Annotated in this window: 16 protein-coding genes; 5 read left to right on the top strand and 11 right to left on the bottom strand. The window is 68.0% G+C overall.

Annotated features, from left to right (window positions below; all coding sequences use genetic code 11):
• Window positions 1-42: 42 nt before the first annotated feature.
• Entirely contained in the window at window positions 43-669 is a 627-nt protein-coding gene (locus tag ACLJOO_RS09835) for a TetR/AcrR family transcriptional regulator (protein ID WP_410786558.1), read from the top strand.
• Here ACLJOO_RS09835 and ACLJOO_RS09840 read toward each other — a convergent pair.
• On the bottom strand, window positions 666-3,914 hold the full coding sequence (locus ACLJOO_RS09840; RefSeq protein ID WP_410786559.1) for an AfsR/SARP family transcriptional regulator: 3,249 nt from the start codon (window positions 3,912-3,914) through the stop codon (window positions 666-668). The two genes, ACLJOO_RS09835 and ACLJOO_RS09840, sit on opposite strands and share 4 nt — an antisense overlap.
• Before the next feature lie 85 nt (window positions 3,915-3,999).
• Here ACLJOO_RS09840 and ACLJOO_RS09845 point away from each other — a divergent pair, with 85 nt between their 5' ends.
• Entirely contained in the window at window positions 4,000-5,352 is a 1,353-nt protein-coding gene (locus ACLJOO_RS09845; RefSeq protein ID WP_410786560.1) for a serine hydrolase domain-containing protein, read from the top strand.
• A gap of 102 nt (window positions 5,353-5,454) precedes the next feature.
• On the opposite strand, the gene ACLJOO_RS09850 is transcribed toward ACLJOO_RS09845, so the two are convergent.
• From ACLJOO_RS09850 to ACLJOO_RS09875, 6 genes are all read right to left on the bottom strand, one after another.
• Window positions 5,455-6,084 (bottom strand): NYN domain-containing protein, encoded by a 630-nt coding sequence (locus ACLJOO_RS09850; protein ID WP_410786561.1) that lies wholly within the window; start codon window positions 6,082-6,084, stop codon window positions 5,455-5,457.
• Between the two features lie 109 nt (window positions 6,085-6,193).
• Window positions 6,194-6,637, bottom strand: coding sequence for a VOC family protein (locus ACLJOO_RS09855; RefSeq protein ID WP_410786562.1), 444 nt, complete (start codon window positions 6,635-6,637; stop codon window positions 6,194-6,196).
• Window positions 6,638-6,672: 35 nt separating this feature from the next.
• Window positions 6,673-7,488, bottom strand: coding sequence for an ABC transporter permease (locus ACLJOO_RS09860; RefSeq protein ID WP_410786563.1), 816 nt, complete (start codon window positions 7,486-7,488; stop codon window positions 6,673-6,675).
• Complete coding sequence (locus ACLJOO_RS09865; RefSeq protein ID WP_410786564.1) at window positions 7,485-8,474, bottom strand: ATP-binding cassette domain-containing protein; 990 nt, start codon at window positions 8,472-8,474, stop codon at window positions 7,485-7,487. Before ACLJOO_RS09865 ends, ACLJOO_RS09860 begins: the two co-directional genes overlap by 4 nt.
• Window positions 8,475-8,570: 96 nt before the next feature.
• Window positions 8,571-9,887, bottom strand: coding sequence for an MFS transporter (locus ACLJOO_RS09870; RefSeq protein ID WP_410786565.1), 1,317 nt, complete (start codon window positions 9,885-9,887; stop codon window positions 8,571-8,573).
• Window positions 9,884-10,615 (bottom strand): GntR family transcriptional regulator, encoded by a 732-nt coding sequence (locus ACLJOO_RS09875; RefSeq protein WP_410786566.1) that lies wholly within the window; start codon window positions 10,613-10,615, stop codon window positions 9,884-9,886. Before ACLJOO_RS09875 ends, ACLJOO_RS09870 begins: the two co-directional genes overlap by 4 nt.
• A gap of 248 nt (window positions 10,616-10,863) precedes the next feature.
• On the opposite strand from ACLJOO_RS09875, the gene ACLJOO_RS09880 reads away from it, so the two are divergent.
• From ACLJOO_RS09880 to ACLJOO_RS09890, 3 genes are all read left to right on the top strand, one after another.
• Entirely contained in the window at window positions 10,864-12,249 is a 1,386-nt protein-coding gene (locus ACLJOO_RS09880; protein ID WP_410786567.1) for a S8 family peptidase, read from the top strand.
• A gap of 216 nt (window positions 12,250-12,465) precedes the next feature.
• Window positions 12,466-12,852 carry a hypothetical protein gene (locus tag ACLJOO_RS09885; protein ID WP_410786568.1) on the top strand — a complete coding sequence of 129 codons (387 nt, stop codon included), beginning with the start codon at window positions 12,466-12,468 and terminating at the stop codon, window positions 12,850-12,852.
• Window positions 12,853-13,063: 211 nt separating this feature from the next.
• Window positions 13,064-13,900, top strand: coding sequence for a carbon-nitrogen hydrolase family protein (locus ACLJOO_RS09890; RefSeq protein WP_410786569.1), 837 nt, complete (start codon window positions 13,064-13,066; stop codon window positions 13,898-13,900).
• 106 nt (window positions 13,901-14,006) lie between these two features.
• On the opposite strand, the gene ACLJOO_RS09895 is transcribed toward ACLJOO_RS09890, so the two are convergent.
• From ACLJOO_RS09895 to ACLJOO_RS09910, 4 genes are all read right to left on the bottom strand, one after another.
• Window positions 14,007-14,837 (bottom strand): EamA family transporter, encoded by an 831-nt coding sequence (locus tag ACLJOO_RS09895; RefSeq protein ID WP_410786570.1) that lies wholly within the window; start codon window positions 14,835-14,837, stop codon window positions 14,007-14,009.
• A gap of 279 nt (window positions 14,838-15,116) precedes the next feature.
• Window positions 15,117-16,082 carry an NAD-dependent epimerase/dehydratase family protein gene (locus ACLJOO_RS09900; RefSeq protein ID WP_410786571.1) on the bottom strand — a complete coding sequence of 322 codons (966 nt, stop codon included), beginning with the start codon at window positions 16,080-16,082 and terminating at the stop codon, window positions 15,117-15,119.
• On the bottom strand, window positions 16,079-16,507 hold the full coding sequence (locus ACLJOO_RS09905) for a MerR family transcriptional regulator (RefSeq protein ID WP_410786572.1): 429 nt from the start codon (window positions 16,505-16,507) through the stop codon (window positions 16,079-16,081). Before ACLJOO_RS09905 ends, ACLJOO_RS09900 begins: the two co-directional genes overlap by 4 nt.
• A 34-nt stretch (window positions 16,508-16,541) precedes the next feature.
• Window positions 16,542-17,015, bottom strand: coding sequence for a hypothetical protein (locus tag ACLJOO_RS09910; RefSeq protein ID WP_410786573.1), 474 nt, complete (start codon window positions 17,013-17,015; stop codon window positions 16,542-16,544).
• Window positions 17,016-17,105: the final 90 nt, after the last annotated feature.

The raw sequence follows: 17,105 nt of genomic DNA on the forward strand, positions 1-17,105 counted from the left end.
AGTATGTCCGGGATCTGGCACGGGGTAGCGACAAGAGGTGTGATGAGGGAACCCTCCGTACGCCGTTATTCCGGGCGGTCAGTCGAGGAGTGGAAGGCCGCGCGCCGGGAACGGCTACTGGCTGCTGCGCTCGAACTCTTCGGGACCGAAGGATATCCGGCGACATCCGTGGAACGCCTGTGTACACAGGCGAAAGTGTCCACGCGGCACTTCTATCACGAGTTCCAGAACAAGGAAGCGGTGCTCCTCGCGGTGCACGCGCAGGTCATCGAGCTGGCGGTCCGGACCACCGGGGACGCGCTCCGCCGGACGGCCGACCGGCCGGTGCGGGAGCGGATCGCGGCGGCCGTCGACTCGTACCTGCGCACCATCATGGCCGACCTCCGGCAGGCCCGGATCTCGTTCGTCGAGGTGGTCGGCACCAGCCCGGCGGTCGAGGAGCAGCGGATCGCGTTCCGGGAGTTGCTGATCGGCAACGTGCAGGCCCTCGGCGACTCCGCGGTCGAGCGCGGCGAGATCAAACGCAAGGACTTCCGCTTCCTCGCGCTCGCGTTCTTCGGCGCGGTGAACACCGTCGTCTACGACTGGATGCTCACCGACCCCCGGCCACCGGAGCAGAAGGTCCAGCAGTCTCTCCGCGACCTAGCGGTCCAACTAATCACGGCTTAGTCGGTGCTGTAGCGCTTCCGGAGTTCGGCGACCGCGTCGGTGCGGGTCAGGGCCGCGCCTTCGCCGTACGCCGTCTCGTACGATTCGTTGCCCAGGGCATCGCGCAGTCCGTCGACGAGACGTTGTACGTCGGCGTCCGGGATCGCCCGCGTGCCCTTGATCGCGGCCGCGAGACCGAGCGTCCGGGCGGCCGCAGTCAGCTCGGCGGTGCGGTTCCCGGCGGCCACGACCAGCGCGTCCGTCGACGTCTCGACGACAGCTGCCGCGACCGGCATGTCCTCGGTGCTGAGCGCCAGCACGACCGCCTCGCGGCCGCACCGCTGCGCTTCCTCGACATTGCCGGTGGACGCGTACACCCGGCTCAGCTGCGAGAGCAGTGCCGCTTGCCCGTGCGGTGCCACACGCTCCGCCTCTTGGTCGAGCATCGAGTAGCCGAGCTCCGCGAGCTCCTTCGCCTCGTCGAAGCGACCGGTGCGGTGCGCCAGCCGCGCCAGTCCCATGTTGGCCATCGCCTGGCCGCCACGAGACCCGGTCTCCTCCGACAGTCGCATGGCCCGCTCGAGATCGGCGCGTGCGCCGTCGTAGTCGCCGAGCTCGATCCGGCTCATCGCGCAGCCGCCGAGCAGTTGCGCGACGCCGTCCGTCGTACCGAGCTCCTCGACCAGCCGGAGCGCCTCGGTCAGCGCCTCCAGAGCCTGCGCGTGCTCACCGTGGCTCGCCTGGTAGCCGGCGAGTCCGCGCAGCGCCATCGACATACCGAAGCGGTCGCCCAGCTCGCGGAAACCCTCGAGCGCGATCGTCAGGTTGGCCGCCATCTCGTCGACCTCCCCTTCGTTCTCGCGGAACATCGCGCTCGTCATCACGCCCATGTTCCGGATCCAGGGATCCGGGTGCCGGCCCGCGGCCTCGAGCTCGGCGAAGCAGGTCGCCTTGTCCCGCCGGATCGCCGCCCAGATCGCATTGGTGAACAGGCCGATCCCGGAGTCGACGAGGATCCGGTGCCGCCGGGTCATCCAGCGGACCGTGGCGATTCCACGGATCATCTGCCGGAACGACGTAGACGGTTCCTCCTCGGTGGACATCCGGCCGAGCGCGAGCAGGTACAGCGCCTCGGCCCTGTCCAGCGAAACGCTCTTACCCGGTACGGCGAGGGCGGCCTGCATCCAGCTCACCGCTTCGGCCGGGCGGCCGCTCATCGACCAGTACTCACCCAGTACGGCGACCATCTGGACGGCGACCCGCGCCGACCCGATGTCGATCGCCGTCCGGAGCGCGTCGATCAGGTTCTCGTTGTCGGCGGTCAGCCGGGCGATCCACTCGATCTGCTCACCGGTCCGCAGCTTCGGCCGCGCCTTGCGCAGCATGCGGCTGAAGTACATGGTGTGCGCGTGCCGGAACCGGTCGTACTCACCCGAGGCCTTCAGCTGCTCACCGCCGTACGCACGGACCGTCTCCAGCATCCGGTAGCGCACGGACCGTTCGTCGGCCGCGGCCTCGACGAGTGACTTGTCCACAAGGGACGCGAGTACGCCGAGCACGGACTCGGGCGGGATGCTCTCGTCGCTGCAGATCTGCTCGGCCGCGTCGAGTGTTGCGCCGCCGGAGAACAGTGAGAGTCGCCGGGCGACCGCCTGCTCGTCCGGGTCCAGCAGGTCCCAGCTCCACTCCACTACTGCCCGCAGCGTCTGGTGGCGGGGCAGTGCGGTCCGGGAGCCGCTGGTGAGCAGCCGGAACCGATCCGCGAGCCGGTCCACGATCTGCGGCGGGTTGAGCGCCCGCAGCCGAGCTGCCGCGAGCTCGATCGCCAGGGGCATCCCGTCGAGTCGCCTGCAGATCTCGGCGACCGCCTCACGATTGGTGTCGGTCAGCTGGAAGTCAGGACGTACGGCGCGGGCGCGGTCGACGAACAGCTGCATCGCCGGGTACTCGTCGGTGACGGAGTCCACTGGAGGCAGACCGAGCGGACCGACCGGATGCAGGTGCTCACCGGGGATGCTCAACGGCTCGCGGCTGGTGGTGAGTACGCGGAGCCGCGGGCAGGAGGCCAGCAGCGAGTCGACCATGCCGGCGACCTCTTGGACGAGGTGCTCGCAGTTGTCGAGGACGAGCAGGATCCGGCGGTCGCCGATGACCTCGACAAGTCGCAGGGTTGCGGCGCGGCTCGTGGGAAGGTGTTTCGGCCCGCCGAACGGTGACGCCGGCAGGTCGACGTACTCGCTGGCGCCGAGCGTGGACAGGACCGCAGGCGCCACGTCGGCCGAGTCACCGAGTGGTGCGAGCTCTACGAACCAGATGCCGTCGCCGGACTGACCTACCAGCGTCCTGCCGGTCTCAGTGGCCAGTCTGGTCTTGCCAGCACCACCTGGTCCGACCATGGTCACCAGACGGGTCCCGTTGCTCAGGAGGCGCGTCAGCTCCGCCACGTCCTCTCGGCGACCGACGAAGCTGGTCATCGGCGCGCGTAGGTTGCTGCGGGGCGCTGCTGGCGCTGGTACGGCGACTGTCTTGGCAGTCGGGTCTACTGCGTCGCCACGCAGTACCGAGACATGCAGGTCGCGGAGGCGGGTGCCGGGGTCGGCTCCCAGCTCGTCAGCCAGTGTGGTCCGGAGACGTTCGTACGCCGCCAACGCTTCCGCCTGGCGACCGTCGGCGTACAGGGAGCGGATGAGGAGCTCGTGTACGCGCTCGCGGAGCGGGTGGGTGACGGCGAGGTGTTCGAGGTCTGTGATCAGGTCGCGGGCGTGACCGCAGCTGACGGCCGCCTCGGCCTGGTCCTCCGCTGCAGCGAGGCGCAGCTCGGCCAGTCGGTCCGCCTCCACTGCGGCGAACGGGAGGTCGCGCAGGTCGGTGAGGGCGTCGCCACGCCACAGCTTCTCGGCCTGCGTGAGGAGCGTGTGCGCCTGCTCCGGGTCGGACGTGAGGAGCGCACGCCCTCGCCGTACCAGCTCCTCGAACTGGAGGGCGTCGACGCAGTCCGGGCCGATCGTCAGCGTGTAGCCCGCCGGACCGGACTGGACGGAGATGCTCGACTCGGTGGCCGGCAGGCTCGCCCGCAGCCGGGACACGAGCGACTGCAGCGCGTTCGCACTCGGCGCCTCACTGCCCCACAGCCCGTCGACCAAGGTCTCGACGCTGACCGGCCGGCCCGCGCTCAACGCGAGGCGCGCGAGTAGTCCGCGCAGGCGGACGCCCCGGATGTCGAGCGGAGTCCCATCGGCCGCCCACATCGCGAGAGGCCCAAGCACCGCTATGCGCACCCCACCAGCCTCGCACATCCGCCCGACCAAACACCCTGCCTTTTGTCACTCTCCTGCCTTAAGGTCGGAAGGCGTGACAGAAATCGCCGCGCAGACGCAGGTCGCGCTCTCCCGAATCGTCGCCGAACGTCAATCCAAGGGCCGGGTTCCCGGGGTGGTGGGCGCCGTCGCCCGCGCCGGGTCGCTCGCCTGGTCGACCGGGGTCGGGTCCGCCGACCTGGAGAGTCCCGGCGTACCGCCGACCGCGGACTCCCAGTTCCTGATCGCGTCGCAGAGCAAGACGCTGACCGCGGTCGCGATCATGGCGCTGCGCGACGAGGGCAAGCTCAGCCTCGACGATCCGATCGAGAAGCTGATTCCGGACAGCAAGCACGAGGGCATCACGGTCCGGCAGATGCTCAGCCACGCCAGCGGGATGCAGCGCGAACTGGTCGGCGACGTGTGGGACCTGATGAAGTTCCCGTCCCGTGAGGAACTGGTGCCCGGCTGGAACGCGGCGGAGCGGATCGGCAAGCCGCACCACCGGTTCCACTACTCGAACCTGGTGTTCTCGCTGCTCGGCGAGATCGTCGCGCGGATCGACGGCCGGTCCTGGTACGACGCGGTCAAGGCGCGAATCCTGGACCCGCTGGAGATGCGCCGTACGACGGTCGGGATGGACGGCGGGCCGGCGCAGACCGGGTACTACGTGCCGCCGTGGTCCGACGTACCGGTGCGGGAGCCGCTGCTCGACATCGGCGCGATGGACGCGTGCGGCGGGCTCGCGTCGACCGCGGAGGACCTGGCGAAGTGGGCGATGTTCGTCGCGGACCCGGTCGACGAGGTGCTGTCGAAGGACACGCTGGACGAGATGTGCCAGGTGCAGATCATGGCCGACGTCGACCGTTGGCAGCTCGCGTTCGGGCTCGGGTTCATGCTGCTGCGCCGCGGCGACCGGCTGTTCGTCGGCCACGACGGCGGCATGCCCGGCCACATCACGTCGACCTTCGTCGACCGCGCGTCCGGTACGGCGGGAATCGCGCTGTTCGGCGCCACGTCGTCGCCGGCCCCCAGCGCGCTGGCCACCGACCTGATCATCAAGGTCCTCGAGGACGACCCGCTCCCGCCGGACGCCTGGGTCCCCGGCACCGAGGTCCCCACCGAACTCGCCGGCGTCCTCGGCACCTGGTTCACCGAAGGCTCGCCGTTCGTGTTCTCGGTGAAGAACGGCGTACTCGAGGCCAAGTCCCCGGCCGCCGCCGAATACCAGTCCCCCGCCGTCTTCGAACGCCTCTCCGAAGACACCTACCGCACCATCTCCGGCCGCGAAACCGGCGAACTCCTCCACATCACCCGCGACCCCTCCGGCACCCCCACAAAGTTGCACTGGGCAACCTACCTCTGCACCCGCCAACCCTTGTCCTTCGGCGAGATCAACCCCGGCTGAGTCGTGTTGCCCGGAACGCAATCGTCGGCTAGCCTGTGAGCATTCCCCCAGTCGCTTCGGTGGCTGGGTGCGAGGCCCCACCTCTGGTGGGGCTTCTGCTTTTCACCACCCGGTCGGCTTGTGGATCACGGATCCTGCGCCGTGTTGCACCCGCTCGGGGAACTGGCTGGCGCCCAGGACTCCCGAACGGATCTGCTTCGCGAAGGTCGGGCGGCAGGTCAGCAGCCGCTGGCTGGGCACCGGCTGTGGGTTGAGCAACCCCACCACCTTTCCGAGCTCGTGCCGAACGATCCGGATCGGCTCGGTCAGGTCGGAGTCGTTGCTGACAACCGCGAAAGCGTCTGCGTCGTTCCGGAAGGCATCCACCAGGAGATAGGTCGCGAGGTTGACGTCGGATCCCTTCTCCTCGGTCTTGATCACCTCGACCGTCCGCGGGCCGGCACTGGGCGGATTCGCCAGCATCATCCGCGTCGGTTTGGTGAGGAAGCTGCCGAGGTGCACCTCGACGGTCGACAGCGTGCCGAGGGCCCTCAGATACGCCTGCTGCCGGACCGGCGCCTGCAGATCGTCCGGGCGTTCCTTGACCAGCGCGGTGAAATACCGGATGCGCCCGATCTCGAACCGCTGCAACAAGAACCCGCACATCTTCTCGAGGTTCAACCACTTGTACGGCCGGCCCTTGAGGGAGCCGTAGTACAGGTTGAAACCGTCGATATACACATTGATCCGCACCGAGTCAGGCTATCCACGGCGAGAGCGAATTCCCGTGCCCGAAACTGCGCTTGTGGACAACGCGTCTCGATCTGCCCCGGGATGCCCCGGGATGCCCCGGTTGTTGGGGTCAGACGACGCAGAAGTCGTTGCCTTCGGGGTCTTGGAGCCAGAGGTGGTCGAGGGTGGTGGAGTTGTCCATGGGGACTTCTCGGACCAGGGTGGCGCCGGCTTGGACGAGGGTTTCGGCGGTGGCGCGGATGCGTTGTTCGCGGAGGGGCTGGGGTACGGCGCGGCCGCCGGCTACCTGGAGGTCCAGGTGCAGGCGGTTCTTGACCGTGCGGGGCTCGGGGACCTTGAGGAACGAGATGTTCGGGAGTACGCCGTTCGGGTCGGAGATCGACGCGCCGTCGTCCCACTCGTCCTTGGGGACGTTCAGCTCGGTGAGCCAGTCCTCCCAGGTGTTCCAGCCCTTCGGCGGATCCGCCTTCGTGTAGCCGAGCGCCGTACACCAGAAGCGTGCGACGAGGGCCGGATCCGCGCAGTCGATGGTGAGCGTCCAGTTGGTCGTCATACCGACCACTGTGCCGCTCACCACCGACAATTTGCTCAGGTACGGCGGCGGTAGGCACGGATCGCCAGCGGCGCGAAGACCGCGACGAGACCGACCATCCAGGCCAGCGTGATCAGGAGCGGCTTCTGGAGCGCACCGCCGCCCATCAAGGCGCGCTCGGTGTCGACCAGGTACGTGATCGGACTGACCTTGGTGAAGGCCTGCAGGAAACCCGGCAGCGTACTGGTCGGGACGAAGATGTTGCTGCCGAAGGTCAGCGGGAACATCACCAGGAACGCGACGCCCTGCACGCCTTGGGCGGTCTTCATGACCAGGCCGAGCCAGACCCAGATCCAGCACATCGACAGCGCGAACAGCAGCACGATCAGCATGCCCAGGAGGCCGTTGCCGACCCCGTTGTCGAAGCGGAAACCGAGTACGAAGCCGCTCACCATCAGGACCATGATCGACAGCGAGTACCGGACCGCATCGCCGAGGACCGCCCCGATCAGCGGGGAGATCCGGGCGATCGGCAGGCTGCGGAACCGGTCGAAGACGCCCTTGGCGAAGTCGTCGTTCAGGCCGACCCCGGTGCCCATCGTCGCGAACACCACGGTCTGCACGAGCAGGCCGGGCAGCAGCTGCGGCAGGTAGCCGCGCCAGCCGCCACCCTGCGAGATCGCTCCGCCGAACACGAACAGGAACAGCGCCAGGAAGATGATCGGCTGGAACGTCACGTCCGCCAGGGCTTCCGGGTTCTGCCGGATCCGGACGATGTTCCGCCAGGCGAGTGTCAGGCTCTGCTGTACCCAGGCGAACGGCCGTGACCGGTGGCCCAGGTGGGCAGCTGGTTCAAGAGTTGCGGTGCTCATCGGCTCGCTCCTTCCAGTACGGCGTCGGACTTCTTCTCTTCGGCGGTGTGCCCGGTCAGCGCCAGGAACACCTCGTCCAGGCTGGGCAGCCGCAGCGACAGCTCGGTCACCGCGATCCCCGCCTCGTCCAGCCGCCGTACGACGACCGGCATCGACGAACCGTCGCTGACCGGAACGCTGACGAGCGTGTTCACCACGTCGACGCTCGGACGTGTCCCGGTCGACTCCGCCACGATCGCGGCGACCCGCTCGAGGTGGGCCGGCTCGGCCGGGCGGACGTCCAGAGACTGCTTGCCCGCCTGCGCCTTCAGCTCGGCGGGCCGCCCGTTCGCGACCACGGAACCCTTGTCGAACACCACGATCGAGTCGGCCAGCGCGTCAGCCTCTTCCAGGTACTGCGTGGTGAGCAGCACCGTGGTCCCGTCGAGCACCAGGTTGCGGATCGTCTCCCAGACGCCGTTCCGGGCGTGCGGGTCGAGACCGGTCGTGGGCTCGTCCAGGTACAGGATGCTCGGGTTGCCGACCAGGCTCGAGGCCAGGTCGAGCCGGCGGCGCATACCGCCGGAGTACGTCTTCGCGATCCGGTCACCGGCGTCGACCAGCTCGAACCGCTCCAGCAGCTCGTCCGCCCTGGCGCGGGCCTGCGGCCGCGAGTAGCCGAGCAGGCGGCCGATCATGATCAGGTTCCGGCGGCCGGACATGTCCTCGTCGACACTCGCGTACTGCCCGGTCAGCCCGATGATGCTCCGGACCTTGCCGGCCTCCCGGACGACGTCGTACCCGCCGACCGTGGCGTGGCCGCTGTCCGGGCGGAGCAGCGTGCCGAGGATGCGGACCGCGCTCGTCTTGCCGGCGCCGTTCGGGCCGAGGACTCCGAGGACCGTGCCGGTGGGCACGCTCAGGTCGACGCCGGCAAGCGCGGTCGTACTGCCATATTTCTTGACCAGACCGACCGCCTCGATGGCGACCTGGTTCGTTGTGGTCATCGGTTCCTCCCAGTCACTGAACTACTGGGACTACCGTGCCGCGTTGCCCTGTCACCGCCCTGGCACTTCCCTGACACCCCGTGCCAGCGTGCTGTCTCAGCCCTTCAGCGGGACGATCTCGTTGGCGAGCAGGGCCTGGTACGCCTCGGGGTTGTACCGCGCCAGGTTGCCGCGGGCCTTCCGCCGGTACTTGAGGATCTGCCGGGTGCCGATCGCCCACAGCACGTACTGGAACGCCAGCGCGTACTTGAAGTCGTCGATCACCATCGGTGCACCACCTGACGACGCGTCGAGCAGTACGCCGACCATGCCGATGCAGATCAGGGTGGCGATGAACCCGCCGGTGTTGACCATGCCGTTGGCCGCACCGAAGCGCGTCGTGGGGTTGAACGTCCGCGCGTAGTCCAGCCCGAGCATCGAGCCCGGTCCGCCGGCCGCCTGTACGACGATGAGCGCCAGGAGCACCGGCAACGGCGCACGACCCGGCCAGAGCAGTACGACGGTCCACATCACGACCGAGCCCGCGATCACCGCCAGCACGATCCACGAGCGGTAGAACGGGAACTTGGCGGCGTACCGTCCGACCAGCGGGCCGTAGCAGAGCCCTGCCAGCACAGGAATGATCAGCATGGCCGCAGCGGTCGTCGGAGCGAGTCCCTGTCCCTGTACGAGGAACGGGTAGCCCCAGAGCAGGCCGAACGTGCTGCCGGAGAAACTGGTGGTGAAGTGCGTCCACAGACCGAGTCGCGTACCCGGCTCCTGCCAGGCGCGGCGCAGGTTCTTCTTGACCTCGTGCAGCGGCTGCTTGGCGCGGCGGAGCGGTTCGTCGTACGGCGAGTCCTTGATGAGGAACAGCACGAGCACACCGGCCAAGAGGCTCAGCACGCTCGCGCTGGCGAACGTGGTCGTCCAGCCGAAGGCGTGGAAGGCAGCGGCCATCGGCACGGTCGACATGATCGCTCCGAGGCCACCGAGCATTCCGGTCGCCTGCGACATCACCGGCTGCCGTAGCGCGGGGAACCAGGACATGACCACACGCAGCACGCTGATGAAGACCAGTGCGTCGCCGACACCCAGTACGGCGCGTGCGGCGAGCGCAGCGGGGTACGAGTCGACCAGGCTGAACGCCGACTGCGCTAGGAACAGCAGTCCGGACGCGGTGATCAGCAGGCGCTTGGAGCCGTACCTGTCGAGTAGTACGCCAACGGGGACCTGCATAGCGGCGTACACCGTGAGCTGTACGACGGTGAAGCTCGCTAGAGCGGATGCGGAGATGTCGAAGCGTTCTGCGGCTTGGAGGCCGGCGACGCTCATCGAGCCGCGGTGCAGCACGGTCACGAGGTACGTCAGGACAGCAGTGGCCCACACCGCCCAGGCTCGCCGACCGCCCAGGGGGAAGAGGAGTTCGGTCACCGAGTCCCCCGCAGATCGCTTGAGGCTTCGGCGATGTGTGCGATGACGAGTTCACGGAAGCGCTTGACACTGTTGCCGCCGAGCGCGTCGATCATCTCCTGGTGCGCGGTGATGGACTTGTCCATCCGGACCGGCTGGACCTGGATCCCCGGCACGCCCATCCGGACCTGACGGTCGCGCAGGCTGTTGTAGAGCTTCGCCAGGATTTGGTTGCCGGCGGCATCGACGATGGCCTCGTGGAAGGCCCGGTCGGCCTCCAGGAAGCTCTTCGCGTCACCGGCCTTGCGGTGTGCGCGCATCTCGTCGACGCGCGCGGTCAGGGTCTCGACCAGCTGCTTGCGCCGCGGCCAGACCTTGGCGGCGGCGTGCGTCTCGATGAGCTCGCGGGCCTCGAGGACGTCGTCGATCTCCTGCGGCAGCACCGGAAGGACGAGCGCACCGCGCTTCGGGTACAGCTTGACGAGGCCGGACTCCTCGAGGCGGAGCAGCGCCTCGCGCACCGGCGTACGGGAAACGCCGACGGCGGTCGCCAGCTCACCCTCGGTGAGCAGCTCGCCTCCGGGGTAGGCCCGGTCCAGGATCGCGGCCTTCACGTACGCGTACACGCGCTCGGCCGCGGGGATCTTCTCCACCCCCGGCGCCGCCTCGACGACCACGCGAGCGATCTCCGCGGTCTCGTCACCCAATATCAACGCATCCGGCGCCTGCGCCGGGTCCCCGCCTACCACTGAACTCCCACCCATACGGCTCGTATCTCTGTTGTATCTATCTTACACACACACTCAATCCACCGATGCGGCCGGGTATTCCCCAGCTTGTCCACGAGTTATCCACAGGCCGATCCACAGGATGTGGGGAACTGAGCGTGATGCAGGGTTTCCCCTGTGTTGTGGATGAAGGACTCCGTGTGTCGCGAATCCGTCCTAGAGTCTCGGCGTACCGGGCCCGTCCGCCCGGCCAGCCCTGAGGAGGCATCTTGTCCCGAACGTTCCGTCCCCGCCGACTGGCGGCCGGCCTCTCCGCCATCGCCCTGGCATGTGTGTCGCTGGGTGCCGCGACCACGGCGCAAGCCGACCCAGCTCCCGGCCCGCTGATGAACTACGTGGTGAACACGAAGGCCACGCCCGGTCACGTCCGGAAGACCGAGAACGCGGTGAAAGCGGCCGGCGGGACCGTCCTGGTCTCGTACCGGCAGCTCGGCGTGGTGATCGCGCAGTCGACGAACCCGGACTTCAAGACCGAAGTCCGCTTTTCGCGTGATGTGCAGTCGGTCGGAGCCACGCGGACCGCGGCGGTCAGCGAAGGCCCCGGCGGGCTGAACACGAACGACCTCGCCGAGGCGACCCCGGTCGCCGACCCGGACGAGGGCCAGCAGTGGGACATGGTCCAGATCAAGGCGGACCAGGCGCACGCGGTGACCGACGGCTCCCGCAAGGTGCTCGTCGGCATCAACGACAGCGGCGTCGACGACACCCATCCCGACCTCGCACCGAACTTCGACGCGGCGGACTCGGTCAGCTGCGTCAACAACGGCGTACCGGACACCACCGCAGGCGCGTGGCGGCCGACGACGAGTGCGCACGGCACGCACGTGGCTGGGACGGTCGCGGCGGCCCGGAACGGCATCGGGATCGTCGGGGTCGCGCCCGGCGTACGGATCGCGTCCGTCAAGGTCGTGAACGACGCCGGCTTCATCTTCCCGGAGTACTCGATCTGCGGGATCGTGTGGGCCGCCCAGCACCGCATGGCCGTCACGAACCACAGCTACTTCATCGACCCGTACGAGTTCTGGTGCAAGGACAACGGGGACCAGGGCGCGGTGCAGGAAGCCGTACGGCGCGCGTACGCGTGGGCGACCGACCAGGGCACACTCTCGGTCGCGGCCGCGGGTAACTCGAATTACGACCTGTCCAACAAGACCACGGACACCAACAGCCCGAACGACTCGACCCCCGTCACGCGGACGATCAACAACGACTGCCTCGACATGCCGACCGAGCTGCCCGGCGTCATCACCGTCGCCAGCACCACCCAGGCCCGCGTGAAGAGCAGCTTCTCCAACTTCGGCCTGAACAAGATCGACGTCGCCGCCCCCGGCAGCTCCATCCTGTCCACAGTCCCCGGCGGCTACGCCAAGTTCAGCGGTACGTCGATGGCGTCGCCGCACGTCGCCGGCATCGCGGCCCTGATGAAGTCCACCCACCCGTGGTGGGGCCCCCGCGACATCGAACGCGCCCTCCACCGCGAAGCCGACGACACCGCCTGCCCCACCACCCCCGACCCCCGCTGCACCGGCACCACCACCAACAACGCCTTCTACGGCGAAGGAATCGCCGACGCCCTGGACGCCGTAACCCGCTAACCCGAGTGGGGGTCCCACCCGGGACCCCCACTCACAGCACGATCAGCCCACGCCCGCCTTCTGCTCGCTAGCGCTCGCACGCGACTGCGCACTCCGCGCCCGCGGCAAAGTCGGCTGTTGTCCGAGCCACTGCGGCGTACCGCCGTTGATGACTGGTGGACCGCTCTGGCGTGTTCTCCTTGGGACACGCAGAGGGCACGGCGCGATGATGAGGCCATGGCCGACGACGACCCTCGAGTCGTGTTTCTGTTCGATGACATGGATCTCTCCATGTTTCCGTCACTCGAGTCCGCCGAGGACTGGATGGAAGCAGTTGACGTTGACGAAGGCGAGTACACCGCCGCGATGACAGAGACCGGGCGGGTGATCAGATTGCGCACAGAGAACGGACTCGTCGTCCTGGAGCTGACCGGGGAGGAGGACCTGGCCAAGCTCCGAGGGCTCCTGCGCGAGTACGGCGAGCTGATCGGACAACGAGGTATTGAGCTGGACCCTGTCGGCTTCGCCAATCGGTCGTGGCAACTCGACTGGGAGAACCGCTGGCCGAAGTGGCCTCGATGGCTGGACAGACGACTCCACCCATATGGCCCGGTCCAGGCGTAGAGCCGGCCTCCCAACCCCGAGCTGGTTGACGCCGGGCTTGGAGAGCGGGCAGCATGTGTCGCGGCGTGGCCTGCGCCTAACCTTCGGTGGTCGTCTCCAGCGCGGTCTGTTGTGAAGGCAAAGGGACTTCGGGTCTCAGGTCGTTGTCGCTGGTCCGACTGTCTCGGGCGTGGTTGCTGGAGGGCTGTGCGCCGGGGCATGAAGGACGACAGTGACTACACGCAAGCAATCTCTTCGTATCGCGGTCGCTCAGACGATTGCCACCGCCGACGTACGTCGCAACGGCGGCACGGTGCGGCGGCTGATGCGGGAGGCCGCCGGTGAACGCGCTCGGCTGGTGCAGTTTCCGGAAGGGTTCCTATCCGGGTACGCCAAGGAGCAGATCCAGGACTGGGACGACGTCGACTGGTCAGCAGTGCGCGACGAGCTCGAGCAGATCGCCGTACTGGCCGCGGAGCTGGGCATCTGGGTTGTACTGGGCTCCGCGCACCCGCTGACCCCGCCGCATCGGCCGCACAACAGCCTGTACGTGATCTCGGACGAGGGGAGGGTTGTCGATCGCTACGACAAGCGGTTCTGCTCGCACACCGAGATCACGCAGTTCTACAGCCCGGGGTTCGATCCGGTCGTCTTCGAGGTCGACGGGTTCCGGTTCGGGTGCGCGATCTGTATCGAGATCAATTTCCCCGACCTGTTCTCGCAGTACCGCGAACTCGGTGTCGACTGCCTGCTCCTGTCGGCCTATCCCGTCGACGAGGTCTTCGAGGCCAAGGCCCGCACCCACGCCTCGATCAATACCTACTGGGTCGCGATGGCCTTGCCTTCGCAGACCGCGCACCTGATGAACTCCGGTGTGATCGGTCCCGACGGTCGCTACCTCGCACAGCTCGACGGCGGTGAGGGCGTGGTGTACGCCGACCTGAACCGGCCCGACTTCGCGATGTGGTTCGAGAAGGCCCGACCGTGGCGCGACGCGGCCATGGCCGGCGAGATCTACCGCAGCCGCGCCGTCGACGACCCGCGCAGCACCGACCGCACCTGCCGATAACCCCGAACCTCGTCGAGTCGTGGCGATTGGCTCCGACCCCGATCGCCGAGTCGTGGATCGAGGCTCGGATCTCCAGCCACATCGCACGACTCGACGATCGAGAGGGCTAGCCGGTGGTGATGAGGATGATGCCGGCTACTACGACCGTGGCGGCGGCGGCTCGTTTGGGGCCGAAGCGTTCGTGGAAGAAGATTGCGCCGATGATGGCGCCGAAGATGATGCTGGTTTCGCGGAGGGCGGCGATGGCGGCGAGGGTGCCGCGGGTTTGGGCCCAGAGGACCAGTCCGTAGGCGGCCATGGAGACGACGCCGCCGGTGAGGCCGGAGAGGATCGCGGGGCGGGGCAGGTTGAAGACTCGCGGGCCGCGCCAGCACACGACCGCCAGCGGGACCGCGAACCCTTGCAGCATGAACACCCAGCCCATGTACGTCGCCACCGGCATCTTGTGTACGGCGAGCCCGTCGACGACCGTGTACGACGCGATCATCAGCCCCGTCCCGATCGCGGCGAACAGCGCCGGGACCTGGCCCCGCCCCGGACGCCCGATGAACACGAGCGCGATCAGTCCGGCCGACACGAGCAGTACGCCGGCCAACTCGAGTACGGCCAGGGTCTGGTGCAGTACGACGATGGACACCACAGCCACGACCCACGGCGACGTACCGCGGGCCAATGGGTACATCTGGCTGAACTGACCCAGCTGGTACGACGCCAGCAATCCACCGAGATACGCGAGATGCAGCAACGCGGACGCGATGATGTACCACCACGTCCCGGCCGGCGGCAGCCCCATCACCAGCACCGCGACGAGCCCGATCACGCCCGCCGCAAGCTCGAACAACGCCAGCCCGGCGACCCGATCCGGCGCCCCGTGAGCCATCGCATTCCACGTCGCGTGCAGCACCGCCGCCCCGAGCACCACCAAGATCACCAGCACCGCACCACCCTCTCACCGCCGGGCCGAGCCAGTCAGGCGGATTAGGCACCGGTGAGACGTCGTACATGTGCAGCTCGACAGGAGGTGTCGGGTGGCCTGGTAGTGCACCTGAGCGTGAACGTGTCCGTGCGTACACCGTCTCGCCGGTGCTCTACCTGTCGAGCGTGCAGATCGCACGTGCTGCGAACGATCCACCAGCCGCCGCGGAGTTGGCATGCCACTTTCCACTCATTGACGGTCGGCGCGGGCGGGCCGTCCAGGGCGGGGTGGCGCTGGCGTTCAGAGGATGCCTGGGGGTAGTAGACCGAGGTTGTGGAGGCTCTGGGCGGTTTCGAGGATGGTTGTTTCGGGAGGTCGGGGGGACCAGTTGAGGAGTTTGCGGGCGCGGTCGTTGTGGATGACGGGGTGGGGGAGGTCGGGGCCCGGGGCCTCCTCGGTCGGGGTGTTCGTGCCTAGATTGCGGTGGAGGAGTTGGGCGATCTCGAGGAAGCTGGTTGTCGGGCCGTTGGCGACGGCGAGGAAACGGTTGCCTGCGGCATCGGGTTCGGCCATCGCACGGACGTGCAGGTCGGCGACGTCGCGGACGTCGACCAATCCGAAGCGTGCGCGTGGCGCGACCTGCATCGTGCCGTCGAGCATCATTTTGATCAGTTGGGTCGAGGAGCGCAGGTCCGTGATGAGCGTCGGGCCGAAGATCCCGGTCGGATTGACGACCACGAGTTCCGTGGCGGCGTCGCGCATCAGGTCCCAGGCGGCGCGTTCGGCGATCGCCTTCGAGTGTGGGTACGGCGCGAGTCCGGGCGTATCCGGATCCGTCCAATCGTCCTCGGTGAACTCGGCCCCGGCCTTCGGCGTGTACCCGACCGCCGCGAACGACGACGTCAGTACGACGCGCCGCGCACCCGCAGCCTCTGCGGCCCGCAGTACCCGCAGCGTCCCCTCACGAGCGGGAACGATGAGCTCATCGGGATCCTCCGGCTGTACGACGGGAATCGGCGAAGCGACATGGTGAATCTCGAGACAGCCATCCACTGCCCCGGACCAGCCGTCATCCGTCATCAGGTCCGCCTCGACGATCTCGAGGCGCGCGTCGTCCGCACCACCACGACGTACGGCGGCCCGCAGTTCGGCGGAGCGTGCTGTCGAGCGCACCGTCGTACGCACCTCTTGTCCGTCCCGCAGGAGCCGAGCGATCAAATGGGTACCCAAGTATCCGGACCCGCCGGTGACCAGAACCGGGCTCATCGCAGCTCCCCAACCACGCTGATCAGCCGCTCGATCGCCGCGGCCTCGGCGGTGTCGTCGCCGCGATCCCGGGCGTCCCAGAGCTCGGCCTTGCCGCGGAGATACGCGAGACGCACGTGCTGGGCGGCGATCTCGGCCTCGATCCGCTCGGCGTGCCGCAGCAGCAGGTCACGTTGCTCGGCTGCCGCCTCCCGTCCACGCAAGCGGTTGGCGAGGTACGTGCGCATGTCGTCGATGCTGACGCCGGCCGCCCGCAGACAAGCCAGCGCTTCGAGGGTGTCGACGTCCGTACTGCGGTACCGGCGATGCCCGCTGCTCGTATCGCGGTCGATCGGACCGACAAGCCCGACGTCCTCGTAGTACCGCAGCGTCGGCTCGCTCAGCCCGCTCCGCCGCGAGACCTCTTGAATGGTGAAGCTCGTCATGCCCACCACGCTCACACACTTCAAGCGCTTGAGGTCAAACCTCAGTGTTGTCCGGCAACACCAGCCGGTGCACCGGGTGTCCTGACGACGAGAGGCCGGGCCCGATGAACCCGAAGTAGTCGTCGGCAAGCCCGATTGCCGTCAGTCCGAGGAACAAGGCGCCAACACCACCGCCGATCCAAACGCCTGCTCGGTCGACTGAGCCGAAGATCCCGACAAGGATCGCCGCGACGCCGAGCAGCGCGATGACGCCGCCGACGGAGTTCCAGATCCTGAGGACTCGCCTGGTCGCGGCAACGCTGTAGACGCGGTAGGTGGGCGGGTTGCTGCACACGGCGCAGTCGCCGACCCAGCGGTACACCGAGTCGCCGTCCTGCGGTCGCCGTACATGGTGCACGTAGCCGACGTAGTCCCAGGCGACCGTGTTCCATCCGGCGTACCGGCCGAAGGTGTTCTTGCGGTGCATCAGCCGGACCGTCTGCACGGGGGCGATCTTCTGACTGGGCATCACACCGACGGTACGGATGCTCACCGGGCGTGATTCCTGCGTGGCAGGTATCTGCCACGCAGGCCCGGGTTGATTCACCCGGGCCTGGGG

The sequence above is a fragment of the Kribbella sp. C-35 genome (genome assembly GCF_046549195.1).
Taxonomy (GTDB): domain Bacteria; phylum Actinomycetota; class Actinomycetes; order Propionibacteriales; family Kribbellaceae; genus Kribbella.

Bases quoted from the DNA above. Each gene is read 5' to 3' on its own strand.
- ACLJOO_RS09835 (WP_410786558.1), top strand. From the start codon at position 43: ATGAGGGAACCCTCCGTACGCCGTTATTCCGGGCGGTCAGTCGAGGAG.
- ACLJOO_RS09855 (WP_410786562.1), bottom strand. From the start codon at position 6,637: ATGACGACCAACTGGACGCTCACCATCGACTGCGCGGATCCGGCCCTC.
- ACLJOO_RS09860 (WP_410786563.1), bottom strand. From the start codon at position 7,488: ATGAGCACCGCAACTCTTGAACCAGCTGCCCACCTGGGCCACCGGTCA.
- ACLJOO_RS09865 (WP_410786564.1), bottom strand. From the start codon at position 8,474: ATGACCACAACGAACCAGGTCGCCATCGAGGCGGTCGGTCTGGTCAAG.
- ACLJOO_RS09885 (WP_410786568.1), top strand. From the start codon at position 12,466: ATGGCCGACGACGACCCTCGAGTCGTGTTTCTGTTCGATGACATGGAT.
- ACLJOO_RS09900 (WP_410786571.1), bottom strand. From the start codon at position 16,082: ATGAGCCCGGTTCTGGTCACCGGCGGGTCCGGATACTTGGGTACCCAT.
- ACLJOO_RS09905 (WP_410786572.1), bottom strand. From the start codon at position 16,507: ATGACGAGCTTCACCATTCAAGAGGTCTCGCGGCGGAGCGGGCTGAGC.
- ACLJOO_RS09910 (WP_410786573.1), bottom strand. From the start codon at position 17,015: ATGCCCAGTCAGAAGATCGCCCCCGTGCAGACGGTCCGGCTGATGCAC.